Source organism: Lichenibacterium dinghuense, assembly GCF_021730615.1.
Classification (GTDB): Bacteria; Pseudomonadota; Alphaproteobacteria; order Rhizobiales; family Beijerinckiaceae; genus Lichenihabitans; species Lichenihabitans dinghuensis.
In genome coordinates, this window is sequence record NZ_JAJLMN010000001.1 from 2,667,129 (window position 1) to 2,685,086 (window position 17,958).

Genomic DNA, 17,958 nt, shown 5'->3' on the forward strand with positions numbered 1-17,958 from the left:
CGCCTCGTCGCGACTCTTGGCAGGGGACACGCCCCATGCGGTCGCGGACGGCTTGTTGGCGGGCCACGGCCTGACGCTCGCCACTTACAAGCCGAGCCCGAGCCTGCCGGACCGCGCCTTCCTCTTCGGCAAGACCGTGGGCGTGTCCGTCATCGTGCCCGAGCCGGAACGCCCCGTCGAGATCGCTCACGAGGTCGGCCACGCCGTGATGCACCGCGATCCCAGGCTGGGCGTCGGCCGGTCGCGACGGGGAGCGGACGGCGGCTTGCTGATGAACGGCTACTCGACGAGGCAGAGGGTCGAGATCCAGGCGATCTTGTTCGCGGACGAGGTGCTCTGTCCGTCCACGAAGGTCCGCGGACTTCTCGCGGCCGGCATGGGCGTGACCGACATCGCGACCGGACTGCGGCTTCCCGAGAGCATCGTCGTCCGTCAGGCGACCCATGCGCTGCTCCCCCCCGACGATCGCCCGCCGCGGGCATGGCGACGGGTCGACCTCGACGCCCGGCAGCGCGAGTGCGCGTCTTGGTCGGATGGGCCGTTGCTCGTCATTGGCGCCGCGGGAACGGGGAAGTCCACGGTCGTGGCGGAGCGTCTGCTCGAACTCGTGGACCGGACCAGGGGGAGCCCCCCGTCGTCGACGCGGGCGGGGGACACGCCCGCCACGATCCTCGCCATCGCCTCGACGCCGTGGGCGGCCGAGGCGCTCGAGGAGCACGTCGCGGCGCACGACCCGGCGATGGTGGGCCAGGTCGCGGCGTGCACCCTGGTCGAGTTCGCGCACGACATCGTCGTCAGATGGCCGGACCGGATCAAGCGTGACGGACGCGTCCGCGTGGCCGACCGGACCGAAGCCATCGGGATCCTGGCCGACCTCCCGACGGAGTCGCCGGCGCGCGTCCTGCGGGACCTCGCGGCCGGTCGCATCGAAGGTTCGACGGAAAACGGCGTCGAGGCGGAGTTCGCCCGGGAACTCGCCCGCCGCAACGCCGTCTACGCGGGCGACGTGCTGGCCATGGCGGTCCGAGTGCTGGCGGAGGACGAGGTCCTCGTCGCCGAGCTTCGTCACCGACATCGACACGTCCTCGTCGACGACCTGCAGGACGTCCCGCCGGCCGGGCTGGAGCTGCTCCGCGTACTCTGCGAGGGAGGTCCCGGCCTATGGGCGACCGGCGACGCCGGGCAGGCCGTCGACCGCCACAGGGGAGCCGGGGCGGATGGCGTGGTGGACTTCGAACGGCGTTTCGGGGGACGCACGTTGCGCCTCGAACGCCGGTACAGGGCGCGGAACGGCGGCGTCCTCGCATTGCACGAGGCGCTCGACGGGCCAAGCGGACGGCGACGGGGATGCGCCACCGGTGGGCGGCTCACGGTGACGCCCGACTTCGCTTCGGAGGCCGAGGCGATCCGGGACGGGATCGAGGAACTGCGTGCGGCGGGCGTCCCCTTGCGGGAACAAGCCTTGCTGGCCAGGTCGCACAAGATGCTGGACAATCTCACGGGCGCCCTCGCCGCCTTGGGAGTGCCCGTCCTCACCCTCGGGGACGTTCGGCTCCGCCACGACGTGCTCGCCTTGAAGGCCGTGTTGGCCCTCGCGGCCGATCATCATCCGACCGTCGAAGAATTCCTCGCGCTCGCGGCGTCCCCGCCCTACGGCGTGCCCGCGCGCGACGCGGGACTCGTCCTCGCGTGCGCCTCACAAAAAGGGTCGACCCCCCGACGCATCCTGGCATCGCTCCGGGATCTTCCGGACCTCGGGAGGGATGCGGCCGAGGGCTTGGCGCGGCTGGCGACGGACCTCGTCGCCCTGGCCTCCCGGACCGGCCACAAGGCGCTCGTGGCGTGGATCCTCGACCGCCCCGGCACGCTGGCGCAGGCGTTGCGCCCGGACGCCTCGCTCGAGGACCGATTGGGGCTGGTCGCCGCCTACCAGGTCCTGGTCGTCTGCGAGGAGGGCGAGGCGCTGGGAAGTGGCGACCTCCCGTCGCTGCTCGACCGCATCGACAACCAGAACGCGTTCGATCGGCCGCGCCTCCATCGCCACGTGACCCTGTCCACCGCGGACATCGACGCCGTCCGCGCGATGACGATGCCCGCGAGCCGGGGCATGGAGTTCCGCGCCGTCCACATTGGGGGGATGAGGAAGCTCGGACGGGTCGTCGGGGAGCATGATGCGGAGGACGAGATCTTCCGCGTCGCCGTCACCCGCGCAAGCGAACACGTCCGCTTGTACAGGGCATCGAGGTATGGCCGGCGCGACAGCGCCGCATCGCCCCACCTCGCGAAGCTCGAAGGTCTCCTGCAAGTCGTCCGTCGGGCCTGATCGCGTCGGAGCCGCCGCGTCCGGGCGCGTGCACGCGCGGGGTCGGGGTGAACACGGCGGAGTGACGCCGGGAGCGAAGTCGCCCCGGCCGGTCCCCTCGTGGAAATCCGTGGTCAGGCCACTCGCCCCTGCGGAAGGACGTTCGCGCGCACGGCCGTCACGGCGGCGGCGATCGCACGGGTCGCGCCCGCATCGACGCATACCCACGTCGCGTCGACGTCCTTCCTTCGACCTCCGAACCGGCCGTACGTCGCCCGGATCGGCTTCCGGGTGCGGCGAACCCGCGGCCGACCGCGGCTCCGATCCGGGATCCGCCTGAGGACGCCGGTCCTCGGATCCACGACGTCCGCCACACGACGCACCCACCCCGGCGAGCTTCTGAGGGTACGCCCGCGACCGCCCCGGCGTCGAGCGCGTCCAGTGGACGAGACCGGGCGCGTCGTGAACGGGACGCGCAGTCGCCGGCATGCCCACGTCGTCCCTCCATCACATCGGATCCACCCGACGGAGCGGTCTCGCCCGTAGGACCCCTGCACGTCAGGGACCCAAGGTCCGGTCGTCCGTCGCGTCCACGGTGAATCTCACGGAGCCGCAATTGCAAATCGTGAGAGTTATGATAACTCATTTAGATGATTATATAGCCGTCTCGCGTCGGGTGCCCCCGGATCCGCGATCTCGTCGGCCGCCGAGTGGGATCGCGAGCATGGGTCGGAGACTCTCTGAAGGGCCACGTCCGATCCCGGACCACGGGCCGGCTGGTCCTCACGCTACGGGCGGCGGGCGCGAGTCGCCGGGCAGCCGGCGACGATGCTCGTCGGATCGAACCACACTTGGACGGGGCCCTTCGCGCGCGCCGACGCCATCGCGGGCACGCCCGAAGGAGCGGGGGTCGATACGGGGGCCCACGACCGGGCCGTGCTGGACCCCGGCGTCCATCCCCATGCGGTCGCACGACGTCGCGCGGAGGTGAATCTTTTTCGAGCGCGGCTTTCCAAATCGCACCGCTCACCCCGTCAACCGGGCGATGGGGCGAGGGCGCCCCCGGTCGGGAACGGCCGCGCCTCACCGTACTCGAATGGAGGAAGATACATGGCACACGGAACCGCCTCGATCACCGACGCCGGCCGGCCCGGACCCGCGACGATCCGGGCGATCCTGATGCTCGGCAAGGTGCCCGCACCGGTGCTCGCCGCCGATTCCGCGGAGGCGTTCCAGCCCGGGCCGCCCCCGGAGCCCTCGACGCCGGCTCCCCTGGTGACGCGCCCCAGCCAGCCGGCCCGGTTCAGGGCCGCCGCGGCCCACACCTCCGCGACGCACCGGGCGATCGCGAGCCTCGAGCGGAACCGAGACCTCAGCCGCGCCCCGACGTCGACCGACTTAAACAACCTGATCGCGAAGATCTTGTACGACGACGTCCTCCGGATGTGGAGATGGCATTCGACGCCACGGGTTCCGGGCGTGCGCCACCCCCGGATCGACCGGCGGGGGAGGGGAACGACCCCGGGCGAGGAGCGACCGGCGGCTGGGGTCGGATCGCGTGCAACGACGAGGCGCCCGCCGCTCGGTCGGCGCGACCGCGCGGCCGGGACGTACCGGCGCGATCGCATGCCGCCCCGCATCGGCGGGAGCTGAGACGTCGTCCCGGTCGCATCCGACCGGGACGATTTTCCCACCGGCGCGACGACGACCCACCCGTCCAGCCGCCGCGCGGACGATTCAACCCCTCAGATGAGGACGACGACCATGGACATCTTCGACCAGAACGGCCGCATCACGACCAAGGGTCGGCCTCGCCCGATATTGTTCGGCTTCCCGCCGGCCCGCGGTGCCCGGACGTCGAGCGGCCCGACCACCTTGGACGGCGCCCCGCCCGACTTCTGGCGCGACGACGCGGTCGCCGTCGGCCTCCCCGCGACGGATCGGTCCGCCCTCGCGGCGATGCTCGCCCCGCGAACCATCGACGACGACTACGCTCGCGCCGACCGCTTGCTGGACATGCGCGACAGGCTCGGCCTCGGCATCGGCGTCGACCCGGACATGGTGCGCCAGATCCGTGGTGGATGCCGCTACGCGCTCTGGGCCATCGCCGACGAGCCCGCGGCGACGCCGGCGGACGTACCCCGTCGCGAGCGGATCTTCTCGCGCCACCAAGGGGGTCCCGGGGACCTGCTGCGCGACGTGCTCGCGGCCGCGCTGGCGCGGGATCGGGCGCTGCACGGCCTCGTGCCGCCGCCGGCCGCGCGAGCGGCCGCGGACACCGTGGGGTCGGGGAGGGCGGGTTGAGCGACGGGACCATCCGGGTCGGCGCCGCCGCCCCACGCACGATCCGGCGGGCCGCGGACGGCGATGTCGTCGAGCCGTCCGTCGGTCGGACCGAGCCTCGGCCCCGCGCGCGGCGCGAGGTGCCCCCCCCGCAGCGCGAGGTGCCCCGCCCGCAGGTCGCCGCCCATCCCAGGCGCCGGGCGGCAGCCTTCGTCACCACGGTGACGGCGCTGTTCGACGGCGACTCGCGCGCGTTGGCGCTGGCGGCGCGGCGCAGGGAAGGGCAGGCGAGGGCGGCCCAGCGGCGGCGCGCGGCATTCGCATCGAAGCCGCCGCTGCCCGACGGGACCCACACCCGTGCATCGTTCCCGCGGTCCTTCGTCGAGGAGCGGGGGCGGGCGGCCGCCGAGCGGATCGGGACGGACGCCGTCGCGGGTGCGTCGGCGATCCCGAGCGGTGCGGGACGTCCCATCGGTCGACCGGACGCAGCCGACCCCGTCCAGTTCGACCAGTGGCGGAGCCTCGGCGAGGTCGCCGCCCCGATGTGGTCCCCCTCGCGCCGGGCGGAGATGGTCGCGGCCGTCCTGGCGAACGGTCCGGCCGCGGACGATCCCGCGGTCGTCCACATGCGCGGGACGATCACCCGACCCATGATGATCGCCGAGGCCGTCCTCGCGTCCGGGCTGGGCGACGACGGCCTTCCCGCCGTCGTGCGCCTGATCGCCGACGGCCTCGTCCGCATGCGCGACGGCTGGTCGGTCGCGCCGGAGCGGACCGTGGAGCCGACGCCCGTCGAAGACGGGGACGGGGTTTGACGGCGTCCGGCGCCATGGCCCGGACCGACCGGCCGGTGGGCGATCGGGGCCCGCGCTCCGCCGGGCACCCGTCCGCGCGAGGTCCGCCGGGACGAGGCGGGGATCGCCCCGGAGCGGTGTCGGTGCGTGGGGCGACGCACGATCGATCGAACGACGAAGGAGGACCGGAATGACGATGGATTTCGACGCGGCCGTGGCCGCCATGCACGATCTCGCCGGGCCGGCGACGATCAGGGCCGCGCTCATGGTCGCCCGATCGCGCGGCCTCGGGTTCGACGACCTCGACGCGTCGGGGCCGATGCGCCGGCCGCCGGAGGGGCTCGTCCCGGGCGGAGCGCCGCACCCGCGGCGAGCCCGCCCCCGGCCGCACGATCCCCGCGGACGGACGGCCCGCGGGAAGCGGCCGTGAGCGCCGCCGGCCGCCGGGACGGCCCTCGGGGCGAAGTGTCGGAGGACGCCGGGTGCGGCGGCGACGCCGAGGGGCGCCGGACGTCGCCGCGCCGCGCCACGCCCCGGCGCGAGCCCGGGCGTCCCGGCGCGGATCGTCGCCGGCGGACCTCCGCCCGCGGCGGGACCGCGCCCCCGCGCGATCACGGCGCCTCGCCGACGCGGCACGACTTCTCGCGCCGCGTCCTCCGCCCGTCCACGGCCACGCGGATCCCCGGCGCTCCGTCCAAGGGCTCGGGTCGCGGCACCGTCGTCGGGCCCGACCTCCGCAAGCTGCTGGCGGAGTCCTTCCTGGAATACGCCGTGATGCTGGCGCTGCTGGCCTGCACCTGGGTCCGCAACGTGTGGGAGCAGCCGACCGCCGTCAGGTACGTCGCGGAGGGCCGGCCCATGAGCCACACGTTCGACCTGCTGCTCGAGACGACCGATGGCCGGCGCATCCTCGTCGAGGTGAAACCCTCCGAGATCGCCGACCGCGAGGGGACGCGCGAGCTGGTGGACCTCATCGCCTCGCAGCTCGCGGTCGGCGTCGCGGACGCCGCGACGCTGGTCACGGAGCTGCAGGTGCCGCCGGACGTCCTCCACGACGCCGACCTCATCTCCTCCTCGCGGCGGCATCCCAGCCCCGACAACGACCGACGCTTCCTCGCCGCGCTGCCGGTCGGAGGCGCGACCATCGCCGAGACCTGCGTGGCGAGCGGGCTCCGCGGCGAGGGGATGCGGGCGGCGGCCAGGCTCATCGGCGCGGGCGCGCTGGAGCGCCTCACCGACGGGAGGATCGCGCCCGAGACCGTCGTCGCGCCGCGCGAGACGCGACCGTGACCGCTGGGAGGCCCCGCAAACCCCGCCACCACAGGTTCGGGGCGGACGACCGATTGGTCGTCAGGGGCATCGAGTATCGATGGCGGGAGTCGCACGGCCGCGCCCACACCTTCGAGCGCTTCCGCGAGCCCGGGATCCTTGAGACGTTCGACGACGCCCGCCTCACGGAGGAGGCCGGCCGCCACGACTACATCTTCAATCGCGACCACCACGCCCCCGGCCGCGAGAGGGCCAGGTCGCGAGCCGCCCTGGACGACATCTCCTCCCTGCCGGAAGCCGAGAGGCCCGAAGTCCTTCGGCGGCGCGAGTGGGTCGGGAGATTCCTGGCGCTCGTGGAGGCGGGCCGGGCCGTCCGCACCCACGCCGGGGCGACGGAGGCCATCGCCGTCATCGCGGCCGAGTTGGAGGCGGAGCGCCTCGCGCGCCTCGGCGAGGGCGGCGAGGGTCCCAAGCAACGGGTGGACGCCCATCGGGAGTCGGCGGAGGCGGAATGCCCACCCGTCAGACGCCCGTCGAGCGACGGGCTGCTGAGGTGGACGCGGGCCTTCGTGCGGGGCGGGCGCGATCCACTCGCCCTACGGGACCGTCGCCACGTCAGCAGCGGACACCACCGGCGCCTGGATCCCGGCCTCGAGCGCCTCGTCGCCGGGGCGGCCGACGGCTATCTCTCGATGGAGCGCCCGACGATCGACCAATGTTTATTCGACCTCAAGATCGCCGTCAGGGCGGCCAACGTCGAGCGCGAGCGCGAGGGTCTCCGACCCTTCGCGTGTCCGTCGAAGAAGGTCCTCACGAAGGCGATCGGGGGGATGCCGAAGGCCAGGGTGCACGCCGCGCGGTACGGCGCCGGTTCCGTGGAGAACCTCAAGTCGAACGAGGACGGCTTCGACGTGACGTGGATCGGCCAGCGCGTCGAGATCGACGAATGGGAGGTGCAGGTCCAGGCGGTGCTGGAGAAGCACGGGGTGTGGCAGCGCCTGGACGCTGAATGGCGGAAGAGCGCCGGGCGGGTTCGACTCTGGGCCTGCACGGCCCTGGACACGGCCAGCCGCATCGTGCTCGCCATGAGCCTCTCGCGGACTGGGAACACCGCCGAGAACGCCGTCTCGTGCCTCGCGATGGTGGTCTCGGACAAGACGCGCCTCGCGCGATGGGCCGGGGCGCAGACGGCCTGGGACATGAGCTGCGTGCCCACACTGATCGTCACCGACGGGGGCGCCGGGTTCAAGTCCGACGCGTTCAAAATGGCTGCGGCCGGCTTGCACGCGAACATCAAGCTGCCCCCTGCGGCCAGGCCCCGGGGAAGGCCACGGGTGGAGCGGTTCTTCAGGACCCTGGAGCTCCACGTCGGCGGGCGCCTCCCGGGCCGCACCTTCTCCAACCCCGTCGACCGGGGCGACTACGATTCCGCGGAACGGGCCGCGATCCTGGAGACCGTGCTGAGGAAGATCCTGATCCTCTCGGTCGTGGACTCCTATCACTGTCGACCGCACAGGGGGTTGAGGAGGGAGACCCCGATCGACGCCTTCGAGCGGCTCGACGGGACGCACGGCATCGGGGCGGAACCGGGCCCGACCGTCCGGCGCAACGCCCTGGGCGTGGACCGGATCTGCAGGACCGGACCCCACGGCGTCGGGTTCCTCGACCTCACCTACAGGTCCGCCGCCCTCGTGCGCGACTTCAACCAGCGCGGCGCACGGGACGCGACGGTCCGCGTCGACGCGATGGACCTCGGATGCGTGTCCGTCCTCATCGACGGTGAATGGGAGACCTGCGTCTGCCGGGATCCCGGGATGCAGGGCACCTCGCTCGCGGTGAAGATCGCCGCCGACCAGGACCTCCGACGCAGGTTCAAGGCGAAGGCGAGGGTGCGCGAGTCCGTCGTCCTCGACGCCATCGCCAAGACCAAGGAACTCGTCGAGGCCGGCGTCGAGCAGTTCGGGCTCGGCCGCCTCAGGCCCACCGCGGAGCAACTCGACCGCATCGAGGCCGCGCTCGCGAGCCGGTACGTGCCGCCGTGGGAGCGCGGCACCCACCCGACCCTCGAGGAGGTCATGGCCGACGCCACCCCCCGGGGGACGCCGTTCACCGGCGGCGTCGTCGTCGGTGGGATCGACGAGGTCGACGAGGAGACCTCGCCCGTCGGCGACGGCGCGGGGACCGCGGACGCCGTGGCCGGGGCCGGGGCCGCCCCGCCCCCATCCCCGCCGGACGACGGGCGGGCCGAAGACGGTGGCGACGGCGACGACGGACCCGTTTCCGACGAATACGTCGAGTTCGAGGAGGACGACGATGCTTGAGTACGGCCCCGAGCCGAAGGTGGCCCGCGACCGCCCCGTGCGCGTGCGGGTCGAGGACCTGGAGGAGGATGGACGCATCCTGGAGACCTTGTTGAAGGTCTACGCCCGGCGCTCGGACGACGGGCGGTTCGAGGGAAGCCTGCGCGACATGGTGGTGGGGACGCTGTCCGGTAAGGACGGGCGGGCCATCATCCTCGCGGCCCCCTCCGGAGCGGGGAAGACGTCCCTGGTGGAGCACGCGTCGCGGCGCGTCCCCGGCCTCTCGCTCGACGGCCGCAGGCCGGGCATGCTGTTCGTCCAGGTCCCGTCACCTTGCTCGCTCGCCGACCTCGGCGCCGAGATCGCGACCGCCGCCGGGCACCCGGTCCGGAAGGGCCTGAAGGCGCCCGTGGCGTGGGACGCCGCCTGGCGCGTCATCCGGGTCAAGAAGATCCGGTTCCTTTGGATCGACGAGGTCCATTCGATCACGGAGGTGGCCAACGCCAAGTCCGCGAGGCAGATCCGGAACACGCTGAAGATGGCCTTGATCAACGCCCGCCACAAGGTCGGTCTGGTGCTGTCCGGCGATCCGTCCATCGTCGGTTTCCTCCGCGGCGACGCGCACGTCCGGAGGCGCTCCGACGTCTTCGCCTTCGCCCCGTTGGACGGGGGGATGCTCGAGGTCCTGGCGAAGACCGTGGCGAGGCTCGCCGAGAAGGTCGGCATGGGGACGCCGCGCAACCTGCGCAACCAGGTCGTGCCCCGCCTGGCGCACGCCGCCCTCGGCCAGTTCGGCACCGCGATCGAGATGACGCGCTTCACGATCGTGGGGGCGCTCCGCATCAAGGACGGGCGAGATCGGTCGCCGAGCTCGCTCACGCTGGAGCACTTCGCGACGCATTGGGCCCGGTCGACCGGCGCGGCCAACACGGAGAACCCCTTCTTGACCGCGCGCTGGGCCGACCTCGACGTGGCCGCGATCCTCGGTGGCGACGGGGGCTCCGCCCCGAACGCCGCCGGGGGCGCGAAGGCGAGCCGTGGCGCGAAGCCGTCCCGACCGCGCCGGAGGGGCTGACCATGGCCCTTCCCTTCGAGTTCCCCGCCTTCCCCGCCGACGAGACGCTGCAAGGGTTCGTCTCGCGGGTCGCGCGCCACTACGAGACCGACCTCGCGAACTTCTGCGACGTCGCGGGCATTTCGGTGACCGGCCTGACCACCGGGGCCGACCGGGCGATCGCGAGGGTCGCGGACATCACGGGCATACCCGCGGCGACGCTCCGGCCCCGCGCCTTCGTCCGGTTGGATCCCGATCGCGTCGCGTACCGGGGCCAGACGTTCCAGCGACGCGACCTGAGGAGGGTGGAGCTCCACGGCTGCCCCGCCTGCCTGCGTGCGGACCTCGCCGGATCGAGCCTCGAACCCGACGTCGCGACGTACGTCAGGGGAAGTTGGTTCGTCAGGGGCATCCGGACCTGCCCCGTCCACGACGTGGGCTTCGTGCGCCTGGCGGGGGAAGGGCGCAATCCGGTCCGAAGCGGGGGACCTTACGTGTCCGTGGAGCGGCTCACGACCGCCCTGGAGGATCTCGACGCTCTGGAGCGGGCGGCTCCACGGCGCAGACCGTCCGCCTTCGAGACGTACCTCGGACATCGATTGCGCGGGCGCGACCCGCGTCGACCCTCGCCGTTGCTGGACGACATGCCCCTGCATGCGGCGACGCGGACCTGCGAAATGGTGGGGGCGGTGGCCCTGTTCGGCCCCAAGGTCGCCGTGGGGGTGCTGGATGAGGAGGACTGGCGCGCCGCGTCGGCCGCCGGCTTCGACCTGGTCTCTGGAGGAGCCGGGCAGGTCCGGTCGTTGCTCGACCATCTCCAGGACACGCATGAACCCGGCAGGTCCCGGAACGGCAAGTCGCGCGACGTCTTCGGCAAGCTGTACGCCTGGGCGAGGGCGGGCGCCGGCGATCCCGACTACGCGCCGGTCCGCGACCTCCTGCGCGAACACATCCTCGACACGATGCCCGTCGACGTCGGCGACGACGTCCTCGGGGTCGTGGTCGAACGACGCAGGGTCCACTCGGTCGCGACGGCGTGCCACGACGGGCGCCAGACGTCGCGGCGGCTTCGCCGCGAGCTCGTCGCGGCCGGCGTGCTGTCCGACGTCCCGGACGACGACAGGCACCGCGCGGTCGCGGCGCCGGTGGAGCGGGTCGACGCGCTCGTGGGGCGGCTCGCGGCGGCCCTGTCGAAGGCGCAGGCGGCGGCGCACCTCGGCCTGTCCATCCTTCAATTCCAGCGCCTCGTCGACGACGGCCTCATCCATCCCGTCGTACCGAAGGTCAGGACGGAGCGGACGTGGTCGAGGTTCTGCGCGGAGGAACTCGAGGCATTCCTGGCTCGCCTCGCGAAGGGAGCCCGACCCTGCGAGGCGCCCCCGCCGGGAGCCGTGGGGATCGCCGAGGCGGCGCGCCTGACCAACGTCGGGTCCGCGGCCATCATCCGGCTCCTCATGGCGCGCAAGTTGCCCGGCGCCCGCAGGCGGCCCACGATCCCCGGGGTGCCGTCCTTCCTCGTCGACGTCGCGGAGATCGAGAGGGTCCACAAGGCCCAGGTAGTTCCTCACCTCAGGTTCAGCGCCGTCGCGGGACGGCTCCAGGTGAACCTTTGCACGCCTGCGGCGCTGGCCGCCAGGGGCCACCTGCGGACCACCACCGTCGTCGGGGCGAGGACCCATCGGACCAGCCGCTTCGTCACCCTGGCGTCGGTGGAGGCGTTCACCGCGAGGATGGCGAGCTTGGTCGAACTCAGCCGGACGTACGGCCTGCACAATTGCAAGATGAAGCGCCTGCTCGACGAGAAGGGCGTGGACCCCGCCATCCCCAACGGTCAGGTCCTGGCCAACTTCTACGACCGAGCCAGGGTGGAAGCCGTCCTGCCGATCGAGAACGTCCGGGGGCCGGTCCGGTCCGATTGAGTCCTCGGTGCACCCGACGGAGCGCCGCCCCCGGCTCGGCTCCCGTCCGAGGGGGACGCATCGCGAGCGGTACGAACGAGGTCCACCCCCGGACACCATCGACGCATCGAACCCGCTCCGAGGCGTCCTCGACGCGGGGCGTCGGCTTCGGGGACCGTCGGCCGGTGCCCGGCGGGTCCCGGACGACATGCAACGAACGCCGACGGCGGTCCGAATGCCCGCCCCGTATGGTGGTCTTCGTCGTGTCGACGATCACGACCCACCGCGGCGTGGACGGGCAGGCTTGGTTAACCCATGTCCGTCAAGAACTTGGGAACAAGGACAAGACCTGACGAAGGCCGTCGCATGCCCCACACCCTCCGAACCTTCCGACGGAAGTACGGCAAGAGGCCACCGCGGATCGCCCCGACGCACGCGCAGAAGGAGGTTATCGGTCCCGGGAATGGAGGACGAGATCTCGACGGCGAGGCGGACACCCGTTGCATCGTGGGCCTGCCGCTTGCGAACGGGGACCCCGCCAAGGGTCGCCGCCTCTGGGTGATCCTGCCCGACACCGCACCATATGCCCCCGAGATATGTGCCTTCGCCGAAGCGCTCGGATTGGCGGGGAACGCGATTAAGCACACGAACCTGACGGGGGGCGCCGACGCCCACTGCGGGGGCGAGCTGTGGTTCCTCGGCGAGCGCACCATCCTGATAAATGGCAACTCGGGAAGATATGGACCCGACCGCGAAGACGAGTTGGTGGGAGCAGCCCAGGCCTTGAAGGATCGCGGTTATGACGTCGCTTACATTCCGTATGACGAGGAGTTGAAGGAATACCCCAAAGCCCCAGCCGGAAAGGAAGACATCGAATGGATCCGATGAGCGATGCCGAGACCGGCGACTTGAACGACGCGCTGGACGCGGTGTTCGGCCCCAGCTTGCACCGAGACTTGGAGCCGAAGCACCGAGCCCTGGCGAGCGGCGTGCGCTTCGTCCGAAGTCAAACCCATCTGGCGCGCTGGAAGGAGGGTGCGAAGGGACGCAAGATGACGGCGTTCGAATGCATCGAGGCATTCGGCTGGCCGCTCATGGCGCGGCTCGCCGAAGAACCCGTTGTTCTGATCGCTCGGCCGGGACCGTCGGTCGCGGAGGTTTTCGCGGATCGACGGCGAAGTTTCGGGGTGCCGACCGGGGATCTCGCTCGCAGGGTGGGGGTCGGACCGGAGGTCCTCGAGAAGGCGGAGTCCGGCCTGCGGAAGATCCCGATGTGGCTGCTGACCCGCATCGCTTGGGCGTTGGGGTTCGACTACTGGACGATCGGCCACGAGGTACCCGCGGAGGCGACCGAGTCGTTGGCGCACAGGCGGAGGGAGGTCACGGGGGCGCCCCAGCCCCCAAGCACCGAGATCGTCCTGGATCTGCTCGAGGCGGCGTCGATCCACAACGCCCAGCTTCGCCTAGCGTCCTGGCTCGCGGGGATCGGGGGCGACGTCCCACCACGGAGGAGGGCGCCGCACCGACCGAAGCACCGGCGTCCCCGGACGCAGGAGGAAGCTTGGCGGCAAGGCGCGGACTTGGCCCGCCGCACCCGGGAACTCCTCGCCCTGGGTACCGGTCCCGTATGCGACCTTGCGGAGCTCATGGAAGGAAGGTTCGGAATACCGGTGGTGCGGATGCGTTCGCAGCCCGCGCTCGCCGGCGCGACCATCCGCAATGGCGAGGACCGTGGGGTGCTGGTCAACGTGCTCGGGATCAACGAGAACCCCGGCACGCGACGCGTGACGCTGGCGCACGAACTTTGCCATGCGCTCTGGGACGCGGACGAAGACCTCGAAGCCATCCGCATCGATTGGAGCGACGAGATCATGGGGGCGGATCGCCGACCCGATCCGAACGAGGATCGTGCGCAGGCCTTCGCCGGTGAACTCCTCGCGCCCGCGGCCGTGGTGGGGAAGGCGTTCCTGGACGGCGGTCGCACCCCCGAGGCGCTCCACCACGTCATGAGGACGTTCGGCGTTAGCCTCACCTGTGCCAGGATCCAGATCAAGCTCGGGTCGAAGGGCGCCGTGAGCGACCGGGTCCTCCGATCAATAGGTCCGGTGGAGCTCACGGACTGGATCGACGCCGAACTTCCGCGGGTCCACGACGAGCTTCCGGGGCTCAAGATGCAACGGTCGGGTGGGCTGCTGGGCGCATGCCTCGGGTCTCACGAGGCGGGCCTGATCGTCCCGGAGACGATGGCCGATCTACTCGGCGTGACCCTCCCCGAGTTGGAGCGGGCCTTGGATCTCCGCGGGTCGATGCCTCCAACGCCACGATAACGGTCCAAGAGGGGTGCCCCTTCGCCGGGCCCGAGCGAGCGGCCCCGGTGGGCCACCGACCCGATCCCCCCTTCGAGTGACGCCGGATGTGGCGAGGACGGGATCGGCGAGCGCAGTCACACCGCCTCGGAAACCTCGTCCGGGACCTTGGCGCCCGACGCGGGCGCCAACGGGCCGAAGAGCACGGTGCGCATGCCCGCCTCGTCGATCAACCGGAGTACGGGCGTCCGCCAGTATGTGTCGCCGCTACCGGTCTCGACGACGTACGTCCCACCATCGGCCCGCGCCGCGTGGAATGCGGCCGCTTCCTGCGTGGAAGCCGTCCGCACGGTTCTCTCCCGCGTGTTCCCCTGCCAGTCCAACTCCTCATCGAGGCCGGTCGCGGAAGATCGGAGATCCTGGAGCATGTCGTGCTCCAAGCTCCCCCAACTCGTGAAAATGGACGAGAGGCGGGACCCGCCCCCGACCACGGCCACCGGAGTGCCGGAGACCTCGAGCGTGCGAAGGTCCCGGCTCCGGGTCGAGACGCCCACCACCTTCCGCGTGACCGGTTTCAGATGCTTGGCCATCGTCACCTCCATCCCGATCCATTCCCGCACGGATCATTCACCGAGGCGGGCGCGATCCGCTCGAACATTGAGGGAACGAGGCGCCCCGTCGCAAGGGTCGATCGGCCCGCGTCCACCGATCGCTTCGAGATGTCCGTCGGCATCGGAGAAGGGACATGTTCCCCCGAGCCATCGATCGCCGGGGAGGGCTGGGGGCGAGCACGGGTCCGATGGACCGAGGGTCGTTCACCGAGGTCGGGCGAGGGGGCGGCGAAGGACGTGTGGCGGGGCACGGGGAGCCCCGACGATCGCCGAGGAGCCGACGTGCCGCGCGCCGGGGACGTCCCTGGCCCCCGAACGCGGTTCATCTCCTTGGCAGGACCCTGGTGCGCATCGCTCGCCCGATGCTGATCCCGGAAAAGCGCCGGTGCCTTCCGGGGAAGCTGTTCCTGATGCTCACCGTGGGGCCACCGAACCGCGACGCCTTCACGTCCGGACACGAGGCCTGGACGATGGTCGAACGGCGAAGTCGGCCGGAGGTGGTCCGGCGGACGGCACCGGCCAGATCCCGAACCATCCATTCAGGCAACCGGCTTCGGCCCGAAATCGAGGCGCCCCATCAGCCGCTCTAGCAGCCACGTCGCAGTCGCGGCGACTTCGTCGTCCGGGACGGCTCCGAATAGTGACTTCGCCCTGACCTCCGCCATCCCATCCTCGTCCACGAGGAGCCTGTAGAGCGCCCCGGACACGGAGAGGACGATCGAGTCGGCCCGATGCTTCCCATTCGGACCGCCCCGCCACGCGCACCGTTCGACGAGGCCGATCATCTCCGGATCCGCTATGGCCGACGCCACGTCCTCGAAACCGAGGTCGCCGACGCCGTGCCCGATCGCGAACAGGCACATGCCGGGCCACCTGAAGGCCAAGCCGTCGACGCCCACGGGCTCCAGCGCGAAGACTCCTCCCGGCATCGTCGAGCGGCAAGCCGCGTCCCGCGCGGCGCGGTCGGAGAACACATGGGGGCGCAGGAACTCCATCACCGGATGCAGGTCGTCCCGGAACACGGGGTCTCTCTCCCGCCTCGCCCGCGCCTCGGGAGTGAACACCATCTCGGCCATGTGGAAGCCGATCGCCCCCAGGCGTCGGGCGTCCGCAGTGGTCCGGAACGGCGCATGCAAACGGCTCATCCTCGCCCTCCCGCGGGGGTCCTCGAACACCACTGGACGGGTCCACGAGGTGGTCGCCCGACGTCATCCGTCCGGGTCGCGCCGAATCGCGGCCGCCCCAATTTTCGCACATCCACATCGACCGTGGGGACGGGATCATGCGGACGGGTGACCGCCCCGATGCGGACGGGGAGCGCGGGCGGGCCCGCCGAGCCGAAGGCCGGGTTCCGCCCGCGAGGCATTCGGGGGCGCCGATGAATCGAATTCTCCTGGGGCGCACCACAACGTCATGAGGACGTTCGGCGTTGGCCGCCTGGGTCCGGGTCCAGGGCAGGCTCGGGTCGATGGGCCGCGTGGGAAGGCATGGACTCCAGTCCGGCGAGCTGGTCGGGTCGACCGAGGGGACGGTCGGGGACGCTCGCGCGGTTCGTCAACGGGACGAGACGTGGGGACCGGCCCCGACCACGACCACCGGGATCTCGGATGATTCGAGCGTGCCCGGGCCCAGGGCCCGGGTCGACACGCTCGCCGACCTTCAAGGCGCTGGTTCCGGAGGCTCCGCCGAAGTCGTCTCCCTGGCGATCCATCGCGGACGTCGAGCCGATCCCCACCGACACGCACGACTTGGACATGACGGGAACGGTGCCGGTTGTCGCGAGGATCGGTCACGGGGGTGCATCGGCGGCTTCGTCGTGTCCGTCCGTGATGGGGCGGAACATGCGCCATCGAGGTCGACCGTCGCCGGGAACGGCCCCGTGCGCCGATGTGGGCCACCGGCGCGCGTGCTCGGCTCCGGGAGGTCGGCGGGTCCGGGACGGCAAGGACGGGTGGTGGGGCGCCGTTTGCCCCGATGAATGGCGAGGGAGTCACATGTCGCGCGTCAGGGAAGAGGCCACGAGGCTGTTGAACGACGCACTCTTCGTGCTCTGGAGGGATGGGAAGGTGCACAGGGCAGGGGACGTCCTCACCGCGACGGCGACGATCGGCGACGTGACGTTGATGATGCGGGAGCCGCCTCACCGCCTGCCGAAGGACGCCGAGCCTCGGTTCCGAGCGGGTCGCGACGCCAACCCGAAAACGGACATTCCACCCAAGCTCGGCCTCGACATCCGCAAGGACGGGAGGGTCTTCTCCGTACTCTGGAGGGGAAGCGCATCCCTGACGATCGTCCGGTTCAGGAGGGGTGAGTGGGAAGCGGAACTGAGGCGTGCGACCCTACCACCCGCATGAGGGTGGCGGTTGATCTCCGCCCATCGGTGAGGCTCGCGTCGCGGCCACTCGCCGGGCACGGCCGTATCCCCGACGTTCGAACGGCCGACTCCGGAAACTCACGACTTGTCCACGTTCGGGTCGCGGCGACGCCGGCCGCGTGCGTGGGACGGTTCGTCGACGCGATCAAGACGCTTCGGCGACGACCTCTTGGTCCGCGGCGCCCGAACGCGAGGCGAGCGGGCCGAAGAGCACGGTGCGCATGCCTGCCTCGTCGACCAACCAAAGGAGCGGCGACTCCCAATCGGTGTCGGTCGTGCCAAGCTCAAGGAACATCATCTCGCCGGGCGTCGGGGCTCTCTTCCGCGCCTCACGGAATGCGGCGACCTCCTCATCGGTCGCTCCCCGCACAAGCCTCTGACGGGTGTTTTCCCACCAATGGAGGTCGTCGTTGAGCCCGCTTGCGGAGTGCTCGAGGTCGTAGAGCATGTCCTGCTCCAGGCAGCCCCATTTCGTGAACATCGGGGAGCGCCGGTCACCGCCTCCGACCACCACCACGGGAATCCCGCGGATCACGAGCGTGCGCAAGTCCCGGCTCCGGATCGAGACCTTGGCTTGCTTCCTCGGAGGTAACTTCAGCCGTTTGCCCATCGTCGACTCCGTTCCGTTCAACCGTTCCCGCTCGTCACGTCGACCGCCGGCCGCGGTTGAGGATCGAACATAAACGGAACGGATCGGAATGGCGCAAGAGCGCGCGTCGACTGTCCCCTGGCCGCTTCGAAGAGATTCCCGCGAGGGTGTGTCCCGC

At 71.4% G+C, this 17,958-nt stretch carries 14 protein-coding genes; 11 read left to right on the plus strand and 3 right to left on the minus strand.

The window, feature by feature from the left end:
• Positions 1 to 55 precede the first annotated feature (55 nt).
• The 10 genes from L7N97_RS12820 to L7N97_RS12865 all read left to right on the plus strand — a co-directional run bounded on the left by L7N97_RS12820 (position 56) and on the right by L7N97_RS12865 (position 14,227).
• Positions 56 to 2,323: an ATP-dependent helicase gene (locus tag L7N97_RS12820; RefSeq protein WP_237478676.1), complete on the plus strand. Its 2,268-nt coding sequence runs from the start codon at positions 56 to 58 to the stop codon at positions 2,321 to 2,323.
• A gap of 1,743 nt (positions 2,324 to 4,066) precedes the next feature.
• Positions 4,067 to 4,606: a hypothetical protein gene (locus L7N97_RS12825; protein ID WP_237478677.1), complete on the plus strand. Its 540-nt coding sequence runs from the start codon at positions 4,067 to 4,069 to the stop codon at positions 4,604 to 4,606.
• Positions 4,603 to 5,400, plus strand: a complete 798-nt coding sequence (locus L7N97_RS12830; RefSeq protein WP_237478678.1) for a hypothetical protein — start codon at positions 4,603 to 4,605, stop codon at positions 5,398 to 5,400. Before L7N97_RS12825 ends, L7N97_RS12830 begins: the two co-directional genes overlap by 4 nt.
• A gap of 169 nt (positions 5,401 to 5,569) precedes the next feature.
• Positions 5,570 to 5,809 (plus strand): hypothetical protein, encoded by a 240-nt coding sequence (locus L7N97_RS12835; protein WP_237478679.1) that lies wholly within the window; start codon positions 5,570 to 5,572, stop codon positions 5,807 to 5,809.
• Entirely contained in the window at positions 5,806 to 6,669 is an 864-nt protein-coding gene (locus L7N97_RS12840; protein ID WP_237478680.1) for a Tn7 transposase TnsA N-terminal domain-containing protein, read from the plus strand. The genes L7N97_RS12835 and L7N97_RS12840 overlap by 4 nt, the downstream gene beginning before the upstream one ends.
• Before the next feature lie 53 nt (positions 6,670 to 6,722).
• On the plus strand, positions 6,723 to 8,969 hold the full coding sequence (locus L7N97_RS12845) for a hypothetical protein (RefSeq protein ID WP_237478682.1): 2,247 nt from the start codon (positions 6,723 to 6,725) through the stop codon (positions 8,967 to 8,969).
• Complete coding sequence (locus tag L7N97_RS12850) at positions 8,962 to 10,023, plus strand: AAA family ATPase (protein ID WP_237478683.1); 1,062 nt, start codon at positions 8,962 to 8,964, stop codon at positions 10,021 to 10,023. The genes L7N97_RS12845 and L7N97_RS12850 overlap by 8 nt, the downstream gene beginning before the upstream one ends.
• 2 nt (positions 10,024 to 10,025) lie before the next feature.
• Positions 10,026 to 11,921 (plus strand): TniQ family protein, encoded by a 1,896-nt coding sequence (locus L7N97_RS12855; protein ID WP_237478684.1) that lies wholly within the window; start codon positions 10,026 to 10,028, stop codon positions 11,919 to 11,921.
• A 345-nt stretch (positions 11,922 to 12,266) separates the two neighbouring features.
• On the plus strand, positions 12,267 to 12,788 hold the full coding sequence (locus L7N97_RS12860; RefSeq protein ID WP_237478685.1) for a hypothetical protein: 522 nt from the start codon (positions 12,267 to 12,269) through the stop codon (positions 12,786 to 12,788).
• Positions 12,785 to 14,227, plus strand: a complete 1,443-nt coding sequence (locus L7N97_RS12865) for an ImmA/IrrE family metallo-endopeptidase (protein WP_237478687.1) — start codon at positions 12,785 to 12,787, stop codon at positions 14,225 to 14,227. Before L7N97_RS12860 ends, L7N97_RS12865 begins: the two co-directional genes overlap by 4 nt.
• Before the next feature lie 116 nt (positions 14,228 to 14,343).
• Here L7N97_RS12865 and L7N97_RS12870 read toward each other — a convergent pair whose 3' ends face one another.
• Both L7N97_RS12870 and L7N97_RS12875 read right to left on the minus strand, forming a co-directional pair.
• Entirely contained in the window at positions 14,344 to 14,796 is a 453-nt protein-coding gene (locus L7N97_RS12870; RefSeq protein ID WP_237478689.1) for a hypothetical protein, read from the minus strand.
• 560 nt (positions 14,797 to 15,356) lie between these two features.
• Positions 15,357 to 15,893 (minus strand): hypothetical protein, encoded by a 537-nt coding sequence (locus tag L7N97_RS12875; RefSeq protein WP_237478690.1) that lies wholly within the window; start codon positions 15,891 to 15,893, stop codon positions 15,357 to 15,359.
• Positions 15,894 to 16,811: 918 nt separating this feature from the next.
• On the opposite strand from L7N97_RS12875, the gene L7N97_RS12880 reads away from it, so the two are divergent.
• Positions 16,812 to 17,171: a hypothetical protein gene (locus tag L7N97_RS12880; protein WP_237478692.1), complete on the plus strand. Its 360-nt coding sequence runs from the start codon at positions 16,812 to 16,814 to the stop codon at positions 17,169 to 17,171.
• A gap of 165 nt (positions 17,172 to 17,336) precedes the next feature.
• Here L7N97_RS12880 and L7N97_RS12885 read toward each other — a convergent pair whose 3' ends face one another.
• Entirely contained in the window at positions 17,337 to 17,738 is a 402-nt protein-coding gene (locus L7N97_RS12885; RefSeq protein ID WP_237478693.1) for a hypothetical protein, read from the minus strand.
• Positions 17,739 to 17,958 lie beyond the last annotated feature (220 nt).